The organism is Roseateles sp., assembly GCF_047654805.1.
Classification (GTDB): Bacteria; Pseudomonadota; Gammaproteobacteria; order Burkholderiales; family Burkholderiaceae_C; genus Pelomonas.
This window is the reverse complement of sequence record NZ_JASGIV010000001.1, coordinates 1,342,676-1,362,336: the sequence shown is the minus strand read 5'-3', so window position 1 is coordinate 1,362,336 and position 19,661 is coordinate 1,342,676. Positions and strand designations below refer to the sequence as shown.

Here is a 19,661-nt window from a genome sequence, read left to right as displayed (position 1 = left end):
ACAGCATGAACGAACACAGCAAGCTGCAAAATCTCATCGGCCCGCGCGACAGCGTCGAACTTCTGGACGCGCTCAAACGCGGCGCAACACGGCGCGACCTGCTAGCCATGCTGGCAGCCGGCGGCATGCAGCTCGGCCTGGCGGCCGGCGTTGCAGGCACGGCTATGTCGGCACATGCACAGACGCCCCGGCGCGGCGGCCGCCTGCGAGTGGCCGGCGCCACCGCCGCCATCAGCGACACGCTGGACCCGGCCAAGATGGCCAACCAGACCGACTATTCGCGCGGAACCATGCTCTACAACGGCCTCACCGCGCTGGACGGCAGCCTGACGCCGCAGCCGGCCCTGGCCGAGTCCTTCACCACCAAGGACGCCAAGACCTGGGTCTTCAAGCTGCGCAAGGGCGTCGTCTTCCACGACGGCAAGCCGCTGCAGCCGGCCGACGTCGTCTTCTCCATCATGCGCCACAAGGATGCGGCGACGGCCTCCAAGGCCAAGGCCCTGGCCGACCAGATCGACAGCGTCAAGGCCAGTGGCGCTGGCGAGGTCACGATCACGCTGACGCAGCCCAACGCCGACCTGCCCGTCATCCTCGGCACATTCAACTTTCTGATCGTCAAGGATGGCACGACGGACTTCGCATCGGGCGTAGGCACCGGCCCCTTCAAGCTCAAGGAGTTCAAGCCCGGCGTGCGCTCCATCGTCGTGCGCAACGACGCCTATTGGAAGCCCGGCCAGCCCTATCTGGACGAGATCGAGTTCGTCGGCATCGGCGATGAAGGCGCGCGCGTCAACGCACTTCTGTCCGGCGACATGGACCTCGTGGCCGCCGTGAACCCGCGTGCCGTCGAACGCGTGCGCGGAACACCGGGCTACGCCATCTTCGCGACGCAGTCCGGCCAGTACTCAGACCTGATCATGCGCAAGGACGTCGGTCCCGGCGCCAACCCGGACTTCGTGCTGGCGATGAAGTACCTGTTCGACCGCGAGCAGATGCGCAAGGCCATTGCGCTGGGCCATGCCGTTGTTGCCAACGACCAGCCCATCGATCCGAGCAACCGCTTCCATTTCGCCGGCTGCCCCAAGAGGCCCTACGACCCAGAGAAGGCCAAGTTCCACCTGAAGAAGGCCAATGTCGGCAGCGCACGCATCCCGGTCGTGACGTCTCCGGTCGCGATGTACTCGGTGGAAATGGCCCTGGTGCTGCAGCAGGCGGCCCAGCGCGTCGGTCTGAACCTGGACGTGAAGCGCATGCCAGCCGACGGCTACTGGTCGAACCATTGGCTCAACAGCCCGGTGGGGTTCGGCAACGTCAACCCGCGCCCCAGCGCCGACGCGCTGCTGACGCAGTTCTTCAAGTCCGACGCGGCCTGGAACGGCTCGCGATGGAAGAACCCGAAGTTCGACCAGTTGCTGCTCGCTGCCCGCGCCGAAACCGACGTGGGCAAGCGCACGCAGATGTACGCCGACATGCAGGTGCTCATCCACGACGAGGCAGGCGTTGGCATCCCGATGTTCCTGGCCAGCATCGACGGCCATACGAGCAAGCTCAAGGGCCTGCGGCCCATTCCGCTGGGTGGCCTGATGGGCTACTCCTTCGCCGAGCATGTCTGGCTGGACGCCTGAGCGATGAACCTGCTGATCCTGCGCCTGCTGGCTGGCCGCGTCGCGCTGGCGCTGTTCTCGCTGCTGGTCGTTTCGGCCATCGTGTTCGCGATCACTGCCGTGCTGCCGGGCGATGCCGCCGAGGCCCAACTGGGCCAGGACGCCACTCCGGAGTCGTTGGCGGCATTGCGACACCAGATGGGCCTGGACGTGCCCGCTCCGCTGCGCTACTGGCAATGGCTGCGCGGCCTGCTGGCCGGGCAGCCAGGCCTCTCGATAGTCAGCGGCGTCCCGGTGTCCGACATGATCGCCAGCCGCCTGCCCAACTCGCTGCTGCTGGCTGGCCTCACTGCGGCGATCTCGGTGCCGGTTGCGCTGCTCCTGGGCATCGCCTCGGCGATGTGGCGCGGTAGCTGGTTCGACCGCATGGCCAGCTCGGGCGCAGTGGCTGTGGTGTCGGTGCCGGAGTTTCTCGTCGCGACGCTGGCGGTGCTGGTATTCGCCGTGCAGTTGCGCTGGTTGCCGGCGCTGTCTTCGGCGCCCAACATCGACTCGCTGGCTCAGATGCTGCGTACCTTCGCGATGCCTGTATTGACGCTGTGCTGCGTGACCGTTGCGCAGATGATGCGCATGACCCGCGCCGCCGTCGTAGACCAGCTGAAGGCTCCCTACATCGAGATGGTGTTGCTCAAGGGCGCGTCGCCAACCCGCATGGTTCTGGCCCATGCGCTGCCGAATGCCATCGGTCCGATCGCCAATGCTGTCGCGCTGTCACTGTCCTACCTGTTGGGCGGCGTCATCATCGTCGAGACCATCTTCAACTACCCCGGCATCGCCAGCCTGATGGTCGACGGCGTGTCGCAGCGGGACATGCCCCTGGTGCAGACATGCGCCATGCTGTTCTGCGCCGTCTACTTGCTGCTGGTCACGCTGGCTGACCTCTGCAGCATCGTCGCCAACCCGCGGCTGCGCCATCGCTGAACGAGGCCCCCATGTCCAGCACCGCTTCCTTCCCTACCTCCGCGCGCCGCCGGCTCGCGATGCCCTGGCCCGGCCTGCTTGGCGGCGCCATCCTGCTGCTATGGCTGCTCGTCGCCGCCTTCGGCCCGGCCCTGCTGGGCCAAGATGGCTCCGACATGGGCAACGCCGACGTTTTTGCCCCCATGAGTGGCCACCACTGGCTAGGCACGGACTACCTGGGCCGCGACATGCTCGCCCGCGTCATCCAGGGGGCCCGCTACACGGTGGGCATCGCACTGCTGGCCACGCTGCTGGCCAGCAGCATCGGCACCCTGCTGGCCCTGCTGGCGGCGGCCAGCGCCCCGTGGGTCGACGCTGCCTTGAGTCGGGGAATCGACACACTGACATCCATCCCTTCCAAGATGCTGGCGCTCATCATGGTGGCGGCTTTCGGCTCCTCGCTGCCGATGCTGATACCGACCGCGGCCCTGATCTACGTGCCCGGCGCCTTTCGCATAGCCCGCTCGCTGGCCGTCAACATCAATGCGATGGACTACGTCACCGTCGCCCGCACGCGCGGCGAGGGCCGGCTTTACATCATGCTGCACGAGATCCTGCCCAACATCGTCAACCCCATGCTGGCCGACCTGGGCCTGCGCTTCGTCTACGTCGTGCTGCTGCTGGCCTCTCTGAGCTTCCTGGGCCTGGGCGTGCAACCACCGGACGCTGACTGGGGCTCGCTGGTGCGCGAGAACATCGGCGCCCTGGCTGACGGCGGCGCGGCCATCGTCGCGCCGGCGCTGGCCATCGCCAGCCTGACCATCGCGGTCAACCTGCTGATCGACAACCTGCCGGGCCGCGGCGCCCGCGGAGACCACTGATGGGTGCGCAAGTCCAGGTCCAAGGCCTGCACATCGTGGCGGGAACGAAGGATGCCGAGCAGACCATCGTCCACGGGCTGAGCTTTGCCATCGCGCCCGGCGAGGTGCTGGCGCTGATCGGTGAATCCGGTTCCGGCAAGACAACGACGGCCCTCGCGCTGATGGGCTATGCACGCAGCGGCTGCCGCATCGCCGGCGGCAGTGTACGCATCGGCGAAACCGAGGTGCTGGCGCTCGACGAGGTCGGCCAGCGCGCGCTGCGAGGCCGCCGCGTGGCCTATATCGCGCAAAGCGCGGCGGCCTCGTTCAACCCCTCGCGGACCATCATGGACCAGGTGGTCGAGCCAGCGTTGATCCACGGCACCGCCAGCCGCGCTGACGCCGAGGCCAAGGCGGTCGCGCTGTTCCGTGAGCTGGCCCTGCCCGCGCCCGACACCATTGGCGCGCGCTACCCCCATCAGGTCTCGGGCGGCCAGCTGCAGCGACTGATGGCCGCCATGGCGCTGATTACGGACCCCGAGCTCGTCATCCTCGACGAGCCGACCACGGCACTGGACGTGACGACCCAGATCGAGGTGCTGCGCGCCTTCCGCCGAGTCGTCCGCGAACACCGCACGACGGCCGTCTACGTCAGCCACGACCTCGCCGTCGTCGCCCAGATGGCGGACCACATCCTGGTGCTGCGCGACGGCCAGATGCGCGAGCTGGGCGCCACCGCGCAAATCCTGGCAGCGCCCTCGCACGACTACACGCAAAGCCTGTTGGCAGCGGCACGGCCCAAGCTGCGCGAGGCGGGCGCAACCGGCACCGCAGACGCCCAGACTCCGCTGCTGGAGGTGCGCCAGCTGTCGGCCGGCTATGGCCCGCGTGACCGCGAGGGCCAGCCCAAGGCCCTGATCCTCGAGGACATCAATCTCAAGCTTTATCGCGGCCAGGCCATTGGCGTCATCGGCGAATCCGGCTCGGGCAAGACCACGCTTGCGCGCGCGATTGCCGGCCTGATCGCACCCTGCCGCGGCGAGATGCTGTTTGATGGTCGGGCGCTGCCTGCGACGCTGCAGCAACGCAGCAAGGAAGAGTTGCGACGTGTGCAGATCGTCTTCCAGATGGCCGATACGGCATTGAACCCGTCTCAGACCATCGAGCGCATCCTGGCAAGGCCGCTGCAGTTCTACCGTGGCCTGTCCGGCGACGCGCTGCAGCGCCGCATCCGCGAGCTGCTGGACCTCGTCAGGCTGCCGGCCGCGGTCGCTGGGCGCCTGCCCGGCGGACTGTCAGGCGGGCAGAAGCAGCGCGTCAACCTCGCGCGTGCTCTGGCTGCCGAACCCGAGCTCATCCTCTGCGACGAGGTCACGTCCGCGCTGGACACCGTGGTCGGCGCCGCCGTGCTGGACCTGATCGCCGAGCTGCGCCGCGAACTGGGCCTGTCCTATCTCTTCATCAGCCACGACCTGCACACCGTGCGCTCGGTCTGCGACGAAATCGTCGTCATGCAGCACGGTCGCAAGCTGGCCCAGGTCGCCCGCGCCGACTACGAGCGCGGCCCCCACCACCCCTATTACGAGCTGCTCGCCCGTTCGGTCCCCGAACTCCGCCAAGGCTGGCTCGACGAGCAGGCTGCCACGGCCTGATCCCAACCGGGACTCCAACATGACCAAGAAGACTTTCAAGATCGCCGTGATCCCCGGCGATGGCATCGGCAAAGAAGTGATGCCCGAGGGCCTGCGCGTGCTGCGGTCCGCCGCGGCACGCTTCGGCATCAACCTGCAGCTCACCACCATCGAATGGGCCAGCTGCGACTACTACCAGGCTCACGGCCAGATGATGCCGGATGACTGGAAAGCCCAGTTGCAGGGCCAGGACGCGCTGCTGTTTGGCGCTGTCGGCTGGCCGGCCACCGTGCCCGACCATGTCTCGCTGTGGGGGTCGTTGCTGAAGTTCCGCCGCGAGTTCGACCAGTACATCAACCTGCGCCCGGTGCGCCTGTTCGAAGGCGTTCCGTGCCCGCTGGCCGGCCGCAAGCCGGGCGACATCGACTACCTGGTCGTGCGCGAGAACACCGAGGGCGAGTACACCAACCTCGGCGGCGTCATGTACGCCGGCACCGAGCGCGAGATCGTCATCCAGGAGTCCGTCTACTCGCGCTTCGGCGCTGACCGGGTGCTGCGCTACGCCTTCGAGCTGGCCCAGGCCCGCGAGCGCAAGCACCTCACCGTGGCAACCAAGAGCAATGGCATCGCCATCAGCATGCCTTGGTGGGACGGCCGCGCCGATGCGGTGGGCGCGAGCTATCCGGGCGTGACCGTCGACAAGCAGCACATCGATATCCTCAGCGCGCGCTTCGTCATGCAGCCGACACGCTTCGACGTGGTCGTCGCGTCCAACCTGTTCGGAGACATCCTGTCCGACCTGGGCCCGGCGACAACCGGCACCATCGGCTTGGCACCGTCGGCCAACCTGAACCCGGAGCGCAGTTTCCCGTCGTTGTTCGAGCCCGTGCACGGCTCGGCCCCGGACATCTACGGACAGAACATCGCCAACCCGGTCGCCATGATCTGGTCGGCCGCGCTGATGCTGCAGTTCCTCGGCGCGACCGAGGCTCACGACGCCATCCTGGCCGCGATCGAGCAGGTGCTGCGCAGCGGCCCGCGCAGCCGCGATCTGGGTGGCACGGCATCAACGGCCGAGATGGGCCAAGCCATCGCCGCACTGGTGGAGGGCCGGTGATGCCGCTGACCTTGCAACGCGCCGATCTGCAGCGCGGCCAGAACTTTGTCGCCGGCCGCTGGTGCGATGCCGCCGAAAGCCGCCGCTTCCCGGTCATCGATCCGGCGCTGGACTCCGACTTCGCCAGCGTGCCGGACAGCGGCGCCACTGACGCGCTCGCTGCCGTGGACGCGGCCCATGCCGCCGGCCCTGCCTGGCGGGCGCTTCCTGCCAAGCAGCGCGCCCAGATCCTGAAGCGCTGGAACGCACTCATCCTGGCGCACCAGGAGGATCTCGGCCGGCTGATCTCGCGCGAGCAAGGAAAACCGCTGGCCGAAGGCCGCGGCGAGGTGGCCTATGCGGCCAGCTACGTCGAGTGGTTCGCCGAGGAGGCGGTGCGCGCCTATGGTGACCTCATCCCGGCACCGGTCAGCGGACGCCGCATGATGGTTCTGAAGGAGCCGGTCGGTGTCGTCGCGGCGATCACGCCGTGGAACTTCCCGGCCGCCATGATCGCTCGCAAGATCGCGCCGGCGCTGGCCGCCGGCTGCACCGTCGTCGCCAAGCCGGCCGAGGATACGCCGCTGACTTCGCTGGCCCTGGTCAAGCTCGCCGAGGAGGCCGGCGTACCGGCCGGCGTTCTCAACATCGTCGTCGCGTCGCGCGAGCGGGCTGCCGAGGTGGTTGACGTCTGGCTCGCCGACAGCCGCGTGCGCAAGATCACCTTCACCGGGTCGACGCCGGTCGGCAAGCACCTGGCGCGCGAATCGGCCGGAACGCTGAAGAAGCTGTCGCTGGAGCTGGGCGGCAACGCGCCGTTCATCGTCTTCGAGGACGCCGACCTCGACAAGGCGGTCGACGGACTGATGGCGGCCAAGTTCCGCAACGGCGGCCAGACCTGCGTCTGTCCCAATCGCGTTTTCGTGCACCGCGACGTGCACGACGCCTTCGTCGAGAAAGTCGCCCTGCGTGTCTCTGCGCTGAAGGTCGGGCCTGCCAGCGACCCCGATTCGCAGATCGGCCCGATGATCAACCAGCGCGCCGTCGACAAGATCGAGCGTCACGTGCAGGATGCCCTGGCCCGCGGCGCCCGCATTGCCACCGGTGGCGGACGTTCTGGCGCCGGGCCCAACTACTTCTCGCCGACGGTGCTGGTCGGCGTCGATACCGGCATGGCGTGCAGCCAGGAAGAAACCTTCGGGCCTGTCGTGCCGATCACCTCCTTCGCCGAGGAGGCCGAGGTCGTTGCGGCTGCGAACGACACGCCCTTCGGTCTGGCCGCCTATTTCTTCTCAAGGGATGTCCAGCGCATCTGGCGAGTTGCGGAAGCCCTGGAGACCGGGATCGTGGGCATCAACGAAGGCGCGCTGGCTGCCGAGACCGCGCCGTTTGGCGGTATCAAGGAGTCAGGATACGGACGAGAAGGCTCGCGCTACGGGCTCGACGACTACCTGCACACCAAATACCTCTGCCAAACCCTTTAGGGCCGCAGAGCTCCTTTCTGGAGCATTTGGAGCAAGGCACCACCGGGTGCGGCCCGTCCCCGCGAAGGCACGCTCCCGAGCAGGCTCGTCCATCTCTGCACAAAGCCTCCATGAACCCGCAACAGCAGTCGGCTACCTGTCGGCTACCGTTGTGCTGCGGATCGAGCGTCGGACGCGTCCAGCACGTTCTCGTTCGGCGTTCTCGCCTCGCGCCCGCGCCGCCATTCTTGAAACTCCGACGCCGGCATGGGACGTGCAATGAAGTAGCCCTGGGCCATGTCGCAGCCCCAGGCCATGAGCTGCTCCCAGTGCTGCCGCGTTTCTATGCCTTCAGCGACGATCCGCCGGTCAAGGTCGTGCACGAGGTCGATCGTTGACCGGACGATCGTTGCACTCTCCCGGTTGTCGAGCATGCTGCGCACGAAGGACTGATCGATCTTGATGTAGGCAACAGGCAACCGCTGCAGATAGCTCAGCGACGAGTAGCCGGTACCGAAGTCATCCACGTACAGCGGGATGCCCAGCGCACGCAGCCCCTGCAGCACGCCCAGCGCATGTTCGGCGTCTTCCATGACCGTGCTCTCCGTGATCTCGAGCTCGAGCAGGCCTGGTGTCAGCGCAGCGTCCTCCAGCATCCTGCCTATCTGCTCCAGCAGCTCCGTGTCCCTCAGGTTCCGAGCCGACAGGTTGACAGCAATAGGCAGGGCGATGCCTTGTGCGACCCATTCGCGGTTCTGTGCCAGCACTGCGTCCAGCACCCATTCCGTCAATGGCTTGATCAACCCGGTGCGCTCAGCCAGCTCAATGAACTCGGCCGGCGGGATCAGACCCCGCTCGGGATGCTGCCAGCGAACCAGCGCCTCGGCCCCGCAGACGCGGTCGGAGGACATGTCGACCTTGGGCTGAAGGTACAGCCTCAACTGCTCGCTATCGATGGCGCGGCGCAGTTCAGAGGCCATGCTGAGCCGGTCCGGTCGATCTGCATTCTTCACAGGATCAAAGACGGCCTGCCGTAGCCCGCGTTCACGCGCCTCATGAACGGCCATGTCCATGCGCCGGAATAGGTCGTGCGGCGTGCGGCCGTGATCGGGAAAAAGTGCGACGCCAGTCTTCGAAGTGACGTCCAGCGGGATATCCGCCACGAGAAATGGCGCGGCAAGAACCTCCGACACCTGACGTGCAAAGGCCAGCGCGGCCGTGCGATCGCTGTCAGGCACCAGGATTGCGAACTCATCACCTCGAAGCCTTGCCACCATGGCGCGATCGGGTGCGACTGCCCGCAACCGGGCGCCGAAGTCGCGCAGCACTGCGTCGCCCTGGCCGAAGCCGAGCTCGTCGTTGACCTCGCGCAACCTGTCGATGTTGATTTGCAAGGCGGCGAACGGTGCGCCTGCCGGCTGCCCCCGCTCGATGGCCTCACCCAGGGCTTCGGCAAAGCGCGCCTCGTTCGGCAGGCCGGTGAGCGCGTCGAAATGGGTCAACCGATACAGGTCCTCGCGAGCCCGCTCCTGCTCCGCCTTGGCGCGCAGCGTGGCAATGCCGAAGGCGAGGTCGCCCGCGGACTCGGTCAGCAACATCACTTCGTGCGAGTCGAAGACATCGGGTTCGACGTCATAGATCGCCAAGGCACCAACGACCAGCCCATCCACGCGCAGCGGGCACGCCAGCACCGAACGCTGTCCTGCCAGATGCCGCTGCCACGGCCTGTACTCCGGGCTGGAAGCCATGTCGGCGACGACAGTGATCTCCCCGCTGCGAATGGTGCTGGCGGCCGCGCCGCCACTGAACTCCCCGCTCGCCCAGCTCACCTTCAGGAGCCGCAACGCGGCAAGCCCGCCTGGATAGCGGCGCTCTGCCACCGGCGACAAGGTCCGAAACTCATCATCCCGCCGGTACCAGACGATGGCCATGCCATATCCGCCGTTCGCGACGATGGCTTCGCACATGCCGTCAATCAGTTCCTCCTCGGACACTGCACGCAACATGATGCGATTGCCGGCGCTGAGCGTGCGCAAGGCACGACTGGTCCGCTCAAGCTCATGCACCCGCTGCGCGAGCTCGCCGTTCAGGGCCTGGATGTGCGCCTCCGAACGCTTGCGCTCCGTGATGTCCGCACCCAGCACGTAGTAGCCAGCCACGCCCCCCGCCGAATCCCGCTGCGGCACGTAGCTGATCGCCTGCCAGACATCCGGGAAAGGTTGCCAGTCGTAGCTCTGCGGCTCCCCTTCAAGCACCTTCGCAATGATGGGCTCCGCAACGGCATACCGCGCCTCGCCGAGAACCTCGCGCACCGTGCAACCCACGATGTCGCCACGCTCCGGCGCAAAACGCATGTGGTACTGCTCGTTGACATAGACGTAGCGCTGCTGCTCGTCGACGTAGGCGATCATCGCTGGCACGTTGCTGGTGACGCTGCGCAGGTGAGCCTCGCTCTGCCTCAACTGCATCGTGCGTTCCTGCACGCGCTCTGCCAGCTGGCGGTTTTGCGCCTCGATCGAGAGCTTCGCCTGCCGCTCGAACGTCGTGTCACGAAACACCAGCACCGCCCCCCGCACCTGCCCCTGCAGGTCGCGCTTGGGGGAGGCGCTAAGCGCGACGGGGCAGGTCGCCTCGTCGCGACACTGCAACACGAGGTCGTCATAGGACTGCGGCTCGCCAGTCTCCAGCACTGCGAGTGGTGAGCCTGGCAGCGGCGCGTGGCGTGACTCGGACAGCAACTGCAGCACGATGTCGACATGCTTTCCGACAGCCTCGTCAGCCGGCCAACGCGTGATCCTCTCGGCGGCGGGGTTCATGCGTGTGATCAGGCCATCGACATCGGTGGTCACGACGCCGTCGGTGATGCTGCGCAGCGTGATCGCCAGCCGCGTCTCGCTGTCCTCGAGCCGACGGCGACCAGACTCCGCGTGTAGCAGCTGACGGCGCATCAGCCGATAGGTCGCCACCAGCATGCCCAGCCACAGCAGGGCCGCGCTGCCCCCGGCAATGCGCAGCAGCAGGAACTCGCGCTGCTGCTCCGAGATGCGCAACTCCAGCCGTCGACGCTCGTCCGCCTCCATCGCGTCCATCAGGCGTTGCGAACGGGCGCGCGTTTCCTGAAGGGGCGCAGCGGCCACAAAGGCATCGGCGGCCTCCCGCCCCTGGGACTTGCGCAACGCCTCGACCTGTCGCGCCAAGGCGAGCCGCTGCGCCGTCACCTCGCGCAGTTCAAGCCAGCGCGCTTGCTGCGCCGGCTCATCCGCAGTCTGCTCTCCAATCAGCCGAAGAAGCTGCTCTCTGCGGCCAATCGCGATGTCACGCGTCGCCAGGTGGCCGGCGTCTCCGGTCACGCGGTAGCTCTGCGAGCTCAGTTCGATCTGAAGCGTGGCAGTGCGTGCATACGCCAATCCGCTCAGCACCTGCTGGGCACGCATGACTTGGCGAGCTGCCTCCGTCGCATCGTTGACGATGTCCCAGCTGATGGCGGATAGCCCCGCCACCATGGACAGAGCCGTGCCGAACGCAAGTAGCACCTTCGCTTCGGAGCGCTTGATCGCTTGCATGGAGTCCCCCCCCTTGCATCTGTGGGGTGGACGATCTCGTTCCTTCTTCCCCAGGCCGTCATTATTTGCCGGCTGACGACAATTCTCCAACCCCGTTCGCAAGGCCAATGGCGTTAGGCCAACGATGCAATTTGAGAGTCAACGGACGAGCGCAGCGGAAGGAGGATGTGGAAGCATGAACCGCCACCGCTGCGGTTTTCCGCAAAGATACGCCCGCCGTGGATCTCGACGATCTTGCGGCAGATGGCCAGGCCAAGGCCCGTACCGCCTGAGCCATCCTTGGTCTTGCTGGACTGGATGAAGGCGTCGAAGATCTTCTCGAGCTCCGCGGGCGGGATGCCCGGGCCTCGATCGGCCACCTCGATATGGATGTCCTGCTCGTCCTGGAACCCTGCTCGCAGCTCAATCACACCGCCCTCGGGCGAGAACTTGATCGCGTTCGCGAGCACGTTGCGCAACACCTGGTGGATTCGCTGCGGATCAACCTTGGCCGTCAACGGTACGTCCGACAGGTGGCAAGACAACTCGAGGCTGCGGCGCGCCAGCAATGGATCGAGCTCCTGGATGACCGGCGCGATCAATTGGCGCAGATCACACCGCTCCAGGTGAAAAGTACCCACCGCACTCTCGATCTTGGAGACGTCGAGCAGGTCATTGACAAGGGCCAGCATCCGCACGCCTGAAGCATGGATGTCGCCAAACATCGCTGCCAGCTTCGGGCTCGCCTGCCCGCGCGCCACGCCTAGCTCCGAGAAACCGAGGATCGATTGCAGCGGAGTGCGCAACTCATGGCTGATGTTGGCAATGAACTCGGACTTCGCGCGCGAAGCCTCCTCCGCCGCGTCCCGCGCCAGCCGGGTGGCGCGCTCTGCCGCGCGGAACTCCGTCACGTCGGTCAGCGTGCACAGCACGCCCGAGAACCCGCCTTGCTCGTCCGGCACCGCGACCTTGCTCAGGTGGACGTCACGCTGCTCGCCATCACGATGCAGCAATTGCATCTCGTAGGCCATCCTCCCCCCGCTTGCGATCAACTCCATGTCCTGCTTGCGCTGCGCGTCGCGCGCAGCGGCCGGCATGAAAAACCCCATCGGCCGGCCGATCACCTGATCGCGATGCCTGCCGGTGAAGTCTTCCCAAGCCTGGTTGACGACGACGTAGCGCCCCTGCGCATCGATCATCGAGATCGGTTGCGGGCTGACCTCCAGCAGCAGACCGCTGAATGCCAGTTGCTGGCGCAGGCGCTGCTCGGCGACGACACGCTCCGTGACATCGACGGCACTGCCGGCAAAGCCAAGCAGTTGACCCTGGCCATGCAACGGCACGACGGCGATCTGGAAGTGCCGCAACTGCCCGTCGCCGGTGCGCAGGTGTGCCGCCGCGGTACGTGCGCCGGAGCGGTCATCACGATCGAAAAGCGCCGCAACGCGGGCACGATCCTCCGGCTCCACGAGGTCGGGCACAGATCGCCCGATCGCCTGCTCGATGCCCTCCCGATTCAACGCCCCCCAATGGGCATTGACGAAGTTCAGGCGCCCATCGGTATCTGTGCGGAAGATCAGCTCCTGGACGCTCTTGAACAGCACACTCAGCTCGCGCTCGCGCAATGCCACCTGCTCGTGCGCCTTGTCAAGCTGGCGGCGCGTGGCCTCGCGCGCCTTCAGGTTGAGCAGCAGCATCGCGGCGGCGCCAACGATCAGCGCCAGCACGGCCGCACCGGCCGCCGCCAGTTGCCACAGGCCATCGCGCCAGTCCTTCAGCGCCGTCTCCAGCCGCTCCTCGACCAGCACGACCAGCGGCCGACTGCGCGAGGCCCTGTAGGCGACGATCTGCGAGCCCGATTCCAGCCCAGCGCCGATGTAGCTGCCGTGCTCTCTGCGCGCAAGCTGCTCGCGGAACACCGGATGGCCGGCGAGTGAGCTCCCGAGTGCGGCCCGGACCTGCGAGGTGGCTGCGAGCAGCTGACCGTCATAGCTCAGCAGAGCGCCACGATCGCCCGGATCGTCGCCAATCGCGGTCTGCTGGTAGTTGGCCAGCGCGTCGGGATTTATCAGGGCCAGCAGCAGGAGTTCGCGCCCCTCGGGCGTGCGCACGCGGCGGGCCAGCGGCAACAGCTGGACGGTGGACCGAGCCTCCGCCGGTAGGGCGAGGCTGCGCAGGCTCCGGCCCGGCCGCATGGGAAGCAGCGCATCGCGCCCCACGGCCGGCAACTGGCCCAGGCGTGCCAGATCCACGCTGAGGCCTCGGTCGCGCGGATCGGAACTGAGGAGCACTGTGCCCTTGTCGTCGAGCACCGCCAGTCCACGCAGGGTGGCATGGCCGGCGAGTGCCTGCGCCAGCAGCGGCTGGACACGCCCGAGGTCCGCCCCCGGCAGCAAGGTTGCCTCCTCGGACACGGTGCGCAGCGCCAGTGCCACGGACTCGACGCCTCGGGTCGCCTGATCCTCCAGCACGCGAGCCAGCAATTCCAGTCGGTCGCCGCCATCCTTGAGTGCCGCCAGCCGCTCGCTCCACGCGACGGCGGCAATCGATGCCATGCTCGCGATCACGAGCGCCGCAGCAGCAAGGTAAACGCTTCGCGCCAGACGCCGGCTCTGTTTCAGAGACAAGGGCATGGCGCGCGGACTCAGTTCACCACGATCGCTGCCAAGCCATTGCGCGCAGCCGCCGCCTTGAGGCGACCGTCGCGCTTTATCGCCGCGACAAACTCGTCCAGCCGCGCCAACCAGGCCTGTTCGCCCTGGTGAGTGGCGTATGCGTAAGGCAGGACGTGAAAGGGCTGGGGCGGCGCCACGAGCTGCGCCCAGTCGGCGTTGTCCAGCAGTCGACGACTGTACGGGTAGTCCGTCATGAACACGTCGATGCGCCCTGCCTCAAGCTCGCGCTCACGCGTGGCCGGTGGCTTGACCACCACCATCTCTGCTTGCTTGAGCGCATTGCGCATCACCGGCTCCATGAAAGTGCCCGCTTGCACACCGACAGCAACGCCAGGGCGGTCGATGTCCGCCCATTGCCGCACAACCCGGTTCGAGCGCGTAGTGACCGCATAGATGTCACTTTGCAGATAAGGCTGGGTGAAGGCAAGCCTCGCCTGACGCTGTGGCAACACACCCACGGCGAACATCGCTACGTCACAGCGTTGGCCGGCCACATCATCGATCAGCTGCGTGAACGACGATTCGACGTACTCGAGCTTGACGTCCAGGTCGCGCGCCAGTGCTGCCGAGAGTTCGATGTCGATGCCACCAAGCCGGCCGGTGTTCGGGTTGCGGAATGTCACGCCGTAGTAGTCGGGCCATATGCACACGCGGAGCTCGCCACGTTCGCGGATGCGCCGCAGAGTCGGGCTGTCAGCCTCTGCCGTCGCGGGCGCGCCTACTGCGGACGCGGCAACTGCCCCGGCGCAGCCCAACAGAGTCAATGCACGGGCCCATCGGACAAGGTGCGATTTCATTGCAACGTCCTCCATTCGCCGTTCGGCCCGTTGTCCTCGGACAACTCCTCGAAGCTGGGCGGCTGCGCGTTGATGCGGTCACGCAGCGCCAGCAATGCCGGTGCATGGGCCAGGAACAAGTCGACAAGGCGCGGATCGAACGCCGCACCACGCTGCTCGGCCAGCATCTGCAAGGCCTTCTCATCCGAGAACGCCTTGCGATAGCAGCGATCCATCGTCAGCGCATCCATGTAGTCGACTACAGCCACGATGCGCGCCGATAGCGGAATCTCCTCCCCCGCCAAGCCACCAGGATAGCCCGAGCCGTCCCAGCGCTCGTGATGCCCCAGCGCAACCTCGGCGGCAAGCCGAAACAACGGCACGCGTGACCGGCCAAGGATCTCTGCGCCCATGCGGGGATGCTCGTTCATGACAGCCCGCTCCTGCGCGTTGTAGGCGCCCGGCTTCTTCAGCACATCGTCAGGGATGCCAATCTTGCCGATGTCGTGCATTGGCGCAGCACGGCGCAACATGCAGGAGAACTTCTCCGACTCACCCAGCAGCCGCGCCAGCGCCTCGGCCAGATAGCCGATCCGCACGATGTGCACGCCCGTGTCATCGTCCTTGAAGTCGGCCGCCAGCGACAGCCGCAGCAGCGCCTCATGGTGCGCCCGCGCAACCTCGCGCAAGGCTTCGTTGCGCTCCTGATACATGCGGCCCAGGTCCTGCACCAGGCGCTCCATCTGGGCAGCGGCCGCATCGCTGAACATCATTTCTTCCGTGCTCACGTCAACCGAAGGCATGGCAACTCCTCAGGCAAGAGCGGGCAAGCCCGCCAGGCACTCGATCAGCTGCAAGGGGCTGAACGGCTTGACCAGGTAGGCATCTGCGCCGGCCTGCAGACCCGCCTCTCGGTCGCTGGCCTGACCGCGAGCGCTCAGCAACAGCACGTGTGCCTTGTGCCCCTGATCGCCGGCCCGGATGCGACGGCAGACATCCAGGCCGTTCAGCGGCCCCGGCATCATCACGTCGAGCAGGACCGTGTCGGCATGCCGCTCAGCCAGGAAGCGCAGCGCCGCCTCGCCATCGCCCGCCTCAAAGATCTCGTAGTCCTCGAACTCAAGGGTCATGCGGAGCAGGCGCCGAATGTCGGCGTGGTCGTCAACGATCAGGATGGTCTTGGGCATGGTGCTCTTCTCGCTGTTGATGTCCCATTATCGGAAATATCATTTTTATCATCCACGCCCTAGCGCAAGCTGTAGCGCAAAAACCGGCAAAATTGCGCAATGCCCAGAACAGCCAAGCCTCTCGTCCCCCCTGCCGATGCCTCCGACTACAGCACGCTCGACGTCGCACGGCTGCTCGGCCTGGCCGTGCGTTCCGTGCAGCTGATGGTTGACCGCGGCGAACTGGAAGCCTGGAGGACGCCAGGCGGCCACCGTCGCATCTCCAGGGCCTCCGTTGAGGCCGCGTTGGCCGGGCGTGGGCAGCCAGGTGCAGGCCGCCAGGAAGAACCTGCCCCGAAGCTGCCGCAGGGCCGCCGCCGCGTGTTGCTGATCGAGGACTCGGTCCACTATCAGAACCTGATCGCACTGCTGCTGAGCCAGGAGTTTCCTGAGCTAGAGCTGCACACCGCGTCCGACGGCATCGTCGGCCTGGCGATGTACGGCCAGTTGCAGCCCGAGCTGCTCCTGGTGGACATCCTGCTGCCCGGCATCGATGGCGCCAGCCTGATCACGAGCCTGCGTTCGCAACCCACGTTTGCCGGCAGCCGGCTGATTGTCGAGACCTCGCTGGACGAGGCCCAGCGCACACCCTACGCCTTCGCGCTCCAGGGCGTGCCGATCGTGCACAAGTCCCGGATCGTGACCGAGTTGCCGCCGCTTATCCGCCAGGCGCTGGGGCTCGCCTCATGACCGGCTGCGCGTCACCGCCGCGCTTGCTGCTGGTGGAGGACGACTCCTCCTTGCAGCGCTTTGTTGCCATGGCGCTGGAAGATGCCGGCATCGAGCTGGTGACGGCGAGCTCGGTCGACGAAGGCTTGGAGCAGCTGCGCTCCGGCCCCTTCTTTCTCGTCATCACCGACCTGATGCTCCCGATTCGCTCGGGTTTCGAGCTGATCGACACCCTGGCAGCCGAGTCGCAGCTGCTCGGGTCCGCACGCCTGGCCGTCTTCAGCGCCGGGCTCAATCCCGAGACGCGCCAGCGCCTGAGCCGCCCTGAAGTCTGGCGGCTGCTGCCCAAGCCCTGCAGCGTGGCCGAGTTGCTGGGCTGCGTGCACGACGCCCAGGCGCACACCTCCCCCTTGCAAGCGGCAACAGACAGCGCGCCTGCCGCCGAGCAAACAGCCATCGCCCGCTACTTCGGAGGCAACACCTCGCTGTACCGAGCCTTCCACGACAGCTGCCTGCAGCAGTTCCCCGCCGATATTGCTACCGGCGAACGCGCCTTCGCGGCAGGAGACCTGGTGGCCCTGCGGCATCTTGCGCACAGCCTGAAGTCCGTGCTGCTGACGCTGGGCCGGGACGACGACTCGGCGCTGGCGAAGTCGCTTGAAGACGCCTGCGCCAACGGCGACGCCCACCAGGCAAGCCTGCTTTGGCCGACGCTTGGTCACCGGCTCGGCGTCCCGAAATGACGCTGAAACGACTTGCTTCGTGATCGAGTTAACACCAGAAATATCATAAGTATCATTTTGATCATTTAAGATCTGCTCCATCGATCACTCAACACGCCCACAACCGGGCCGCGATGCGATGGACACCACACCGAACACCCTCTCCTTCCCTGCGCTGGACACCCTGACGCCAGACACCCTGGTCCGCGCCGCCGAACCCGGGGCCGAGCCTTTCGTGCCGGACGGCCCCATCGAACTGCTGTGCCTTCGCGTCGGCGGCCAGGAATACGGGTTGCCGCTGCCTTCCATCCAGGAGATCCGCCGCTACCAGACGGCGACACCACTGCCTGGCCAGGCCACGGCCGTACTTGGCGTGATGGAGTTGCGCGGGCAGGTGATCGCGTTGCTGGACCTGCGCCGTCTGCTGAACCTCCCCGACATCGCCAAGGACGACGGCCTGCGCGCGGTGGTTGTGCTGGTGCGCGACGGCAGCCTCCTAGGCCTGGTCGTCGACGAGGTCCTCGATGTGCTGCCCACCGAGCCGGAACAGTTCCGAGCGTTTCCGACCCTGCCCGGGCCCCTGACCCGCCGTCACCTGATCGGACTGGTCTCGGCGGGCGAGCGCCGCGTGCTGCGCCTGCGGACCGACGACTGGTTTGCCGCTCATGCCACACAGGCCGCCTAACTCTCCAGCCACAAGGAATCCAATCATGTTCACGAAAAACCTGAACCTGCGTTCCAGGCTGCTGCTGGCCTTCGGGGCTGTGCTGTTGCTGACCTTCGTGCTGGCACTGTTGTCCGTCTGGCAACTCCACTCGATCAAGGGCAATGCCGACGAGCTGTCCAGCAACTGGCTGCCCAGCGTAGCGGCGACTACGGAAATCAAGGCGGCGCTGGAAGCCGTGCGCGTGGACGACATCCAACTGCTCACCACCCACAGCGACGCAGAACGAGCGCAGCACCTCGCAGCGCGGAGCCGGGACATGGACCTCCTGGACAAGGCGATTGCCACCTATCTGCCGCTGATCAGCAGCGACGAGGAGCGCCAGCTTGCGGAGCGCATGCAGGAAGAGGCTCGCACCTTCCATCTGCAGTCCGACGAAATGCTGCGCCTGATCCAGGCCGGGCGGCTCGACGATGCAGAGGGTTACAACACCAGCCACATGCTCGAGCAGGGCGCGAAGTTCCGCGAGGCGACCCAGCAGCTGGTCAAGCTCAACCGCGATGGCGCCACCGCAGAGATCGCACACGCCGAGCAGGTCTATCGCCAGTCCCTGATCAGCGTGGGCGTCGCCACGGCGCTGTCGATCGGCATCGGCCTGGCGCTGGCTTGGAGCATCGCTGCCGACATGCGCCGCCGCGTCGGCCAGGCTGCCACCGCAGCCGAACGATTCGCTGCGGGCGATCTGACCCATCAATTCGAGCTCAGCGGTGGGGACGAGGTGACGCAGATGCTGCAAGCCATGTCCGCCATGCGAGGCCAGCTGTCCGGACTCGTCCACGGCGTGCGGCAGAACGCGGAGAGCGTGGCCACCGCCAGTGCCGAGATCAGCCAAGGCAATGCAGACCTGAGCTCACGCACCGAACAGCAGGCTTCGTCGCTGCAGCAGACCGCGGCCTCCATGGAGGAGATCAACAGCGCCGCGCAGAACAACGCAGACAACGCAGCCCAGGCCTGCCAGCTTGCCCAGCAAGCCTCGGGCGTGGCGGACCGCGGCAGCAGCGTCGTCGGCGACATGGTGCAGACGATGCGCCAGATCGAGCAAGCCTCGCGCCAGGTCGAGGACATCATCTCCGTGATCGATGGCATCGCCTTCCAGACCAACATCCTGGCCCTGAACGCCGCCGTCGAGGCCGCCCGCGCCGGTGAGCAAGGCCGGGGATTCGCGGTCGTCGCCAGCGAGGTGCGCTCCCTGGCCCAGCGCTCGGCCGAAGCGGCTCGGCAGGTCAAGCAGCTGATTGCGAGCAGCGTCGAACGGGTTGCCAGCGGCACGACGCTGGTGGATCAGGCCGGCAACACCATGCTGGAGGTCAAGGCCGCCGTGCAGCGCGTCAACGACATCGTCGGCGAGATCGCGGCGGGCAGCCGCGAGCAGATGCTGGGCGTCGGCCAGGTCAGCGAGGCTGTTGCGCAGATGGACCAGGCAACGCAGCAGAACGCGGCGCTGGTCGAGGAGAGCGCGGCAGCCGCGGAGAGCCTGCGCCAGCAGGCCGATGCGCTGGTCCAAGCCGTCACGGTCTTCCGCGTCAAGGCCGGTGACATGGCCGACGCCGCCCCGGCCCCCCGCTCGTCGCCGATGGCAAGCCGCCATGCACAGTCTCCCGTGCGCCGACCAGCCCCCCACAAGCTGGTGGCTTCATCACCGTCCACCGGCGACGGCCAGTGGACGAACTTCTGAGGCCAGCCTTCCCTCGCGACACAACACAGGAGACGTCA

At 66.7% G+C, this 19,661-nt stretch carries 15 protein-coding genes; 10 read left to right on the top strand and 5 right to left on the bottom strand.

The annotated features are described in order from the left end of the window. Window positions 1-5: 5 nt before the first annotated feature. Genes QM732_RS06150 through QM732_RS06125 form a run of 6 tightly spaced genes read left to right on the top strand, consistent with a single transcriptional unit; the run spans window position 6 to window position 7,635 of the window. On the top strand, window positions 6-1,625 hold the full coding sequence (locus QM732_RS06150; RefSeq protein WP_415655300.1) for an ABC transporter substrate-binding protein: 1,620 nt from the start codon (window positions 6-8) through the stop codon (window positions 1,623-1,625). Between the two features lie 3 nt (window positions 1,626-1,628). Then, complete coding sequence (locus tag QM732_RS06145) at window positions 1,629-2,585, top strand: ABC transporter permease (protein WP_415655299.1); 957 nt, start codon at window positions 1,629-1,631, stop codon at window positions 2,583-2,585. 11 nt (window positions 2,586-2,596) lie between these two features. Further along, a complete protein-coding gene (locus QM732_RS06140) occupies window positions 2,597-3,445 on the top strand; it encodes an ABC transporter permease (RefSeq protein ID WP_415655298.1) in 849 nt (282 codons plus the stop codon). Continuing rightward, entirely contained in the window at window positions 3,445-5,076 is a 1,632-nt protein-coding gene (locus QM732_RS06135; RefSeq protein ID WP_415655297.1) for an ABC transporter ATP-binding protein, read from the top strand. Before QM732_RS06140 ends, QM732_RS06135 begins: the two co-directional genes overlap by 1 nt. A 19-nt stretch (window positions 5,077-5,095) precedes the next feature. Then, complete coding sequence (locus QM732_RS06130; protein ID WP_415655296.1) at window positions 5,096-6,172, top strand: tartrate dehydrogenase; 1,077 nt, start codon at window positions 5,096-5,098, stop codon at window positions 6,170-6,172. Beyond that, complete coding sequence (locus tag QM732_RS06125; RefSeq protein ID WP_415655295.1) at window positions 6,172-7,635, top strand: NAD-dependent succinate-semialdehyde dehydrogenase; 1,464 nt, start codon at window positions 6,172-6,174, stop codon at window positions 7,633-7,635. Before QM732_RS06130 ends, QM732_RS06125 begins: the two co-directional genes overlap by 1 nt. Window positions 7,636-7,778: 143 nt before the next feature. On the opposite strand, the gene QM732_RS06120 is transcribed toward QM732_RS06125, so the two are convergent. From QM732_RS06120 to QM732_RS06100, 5 genes are all read right to left on the bottom strand, one after another. Then, entirely contained in the window at window positions 7,779-11,177 is a 3,399-nt protein-coding gene (locus QM732_RS06120; protein ID WP_415655294.1) for an EAL domain-containing protein, read from the bottom strand. Between the two features lie 113 nt (window positions 11,178-11,290). Continuing rightward, on the bottom strand, window positions 11,291-13,711 hold the full coding sequence (locus QM732_RS06115; protein WP_415655293.1) for a PAS domain-containing protein: 2,421 nt from the start codon (window positions 13,709-13,711) through the stop codon (window positions 11,291-11,293). 89 nt (window positions 13,712-13,800) lie between these two features. Continuing rightward, window positions 13,801-14,628 carry an ABC transporter substrate-binding protein gene (locus tag QM732_RS06110; protein WP_415655292.1) on the bottom strand — a complete coding sequence of 276 codons (828 nt, stop codon included), beginning with the start codon at window positions 14,626-14,628 and terminating at the stop codon, window positions 13,801-13,803. Further along, window positions 14,625-15,410: an HD-GYP domain-containing protein gene (locus QM732_RS06105; RefSeq protein ID WP_415655291.1), complete on the bottom strand. Its 786-nt coding sequence runs from the start codon at window positions 15,408-15,410 to the stop codon at window positions 14,625-14,627. The genes QM732_RS06110 and QM732_RS06105 overlap by 4 nt, the downstream gene beginning before the upstream one ends. 9 nt (window positions 15,411-15,419) lie before the next feature. Continuing rightward, window positions 15,420-15,794, bottom strand: a complete 375-nt coding sequence (locus QM732_RS06100) for a response regulator transcription factor (protein WP_415655290.1) — start codon at window positions 15,792-15,794, stop codon at window positions 15,420-15,422. Window positions 15,795-15,893: 99 nt separating this feature from the next. On the opposite strand from QM732_RS06100, the gene QM732_RS06095 reads away from it, so the two are divergent. From QM732_RS06095 to QM732_RS06080, 4 genes are all read left to right on the top strand, one after another. Continuing rightward, complete coding sequence (locus QM732_RS06095; RefSeq protein WP_415655289.1) at window positions 15,894-16,523, top strand: excisionase family DNA-binding protein; 630 nt, start codon at window positions 15,894-15,896, stop codon at window positions 16,521-16,523. After that, window positions 16,520-17,245 (top strand): response regulator, encoded by a 726-nt coding sequence (locus QM732_RS06090; RefSeq protein WP_415655288.1) that lies wholly within the window; start codon window positions 16,520-16,522, stop codon window positions 17,243-17,245. The genes QM732_RS06095 and QM732_RS06090 overlap by 4 nt, the downstream gene beginning before the upstream one ends. Window positions 17,246-17,363: 118 nt before the next feature. Then, window positions 17,364-17,909: a chemotaxis protein CheW gene (locus QM732_RS06085; RefSeq protein ID WP_415655287.1), complete on the top strand. Its 546-nt coding sequence runs from the start codon at window positions 17,364-17,366 to the stop codon at window positions 17,907-17,909. A gap of 25 nt (window positions 17,910-17,934) precedes the next feature. After that, complete coding sequence (locus QM732_RS06080) at window positions 17,935-19,623, top strand: methyl-accepting chemotaxis protein (protein ID WP_415655286.1); 1,689 nt, start codon at window positions 17,935-17,937, stop codon at window positions 19,621-19,623. Window positions 19,624-19,661: the final 38 nt, after the last annotated feature.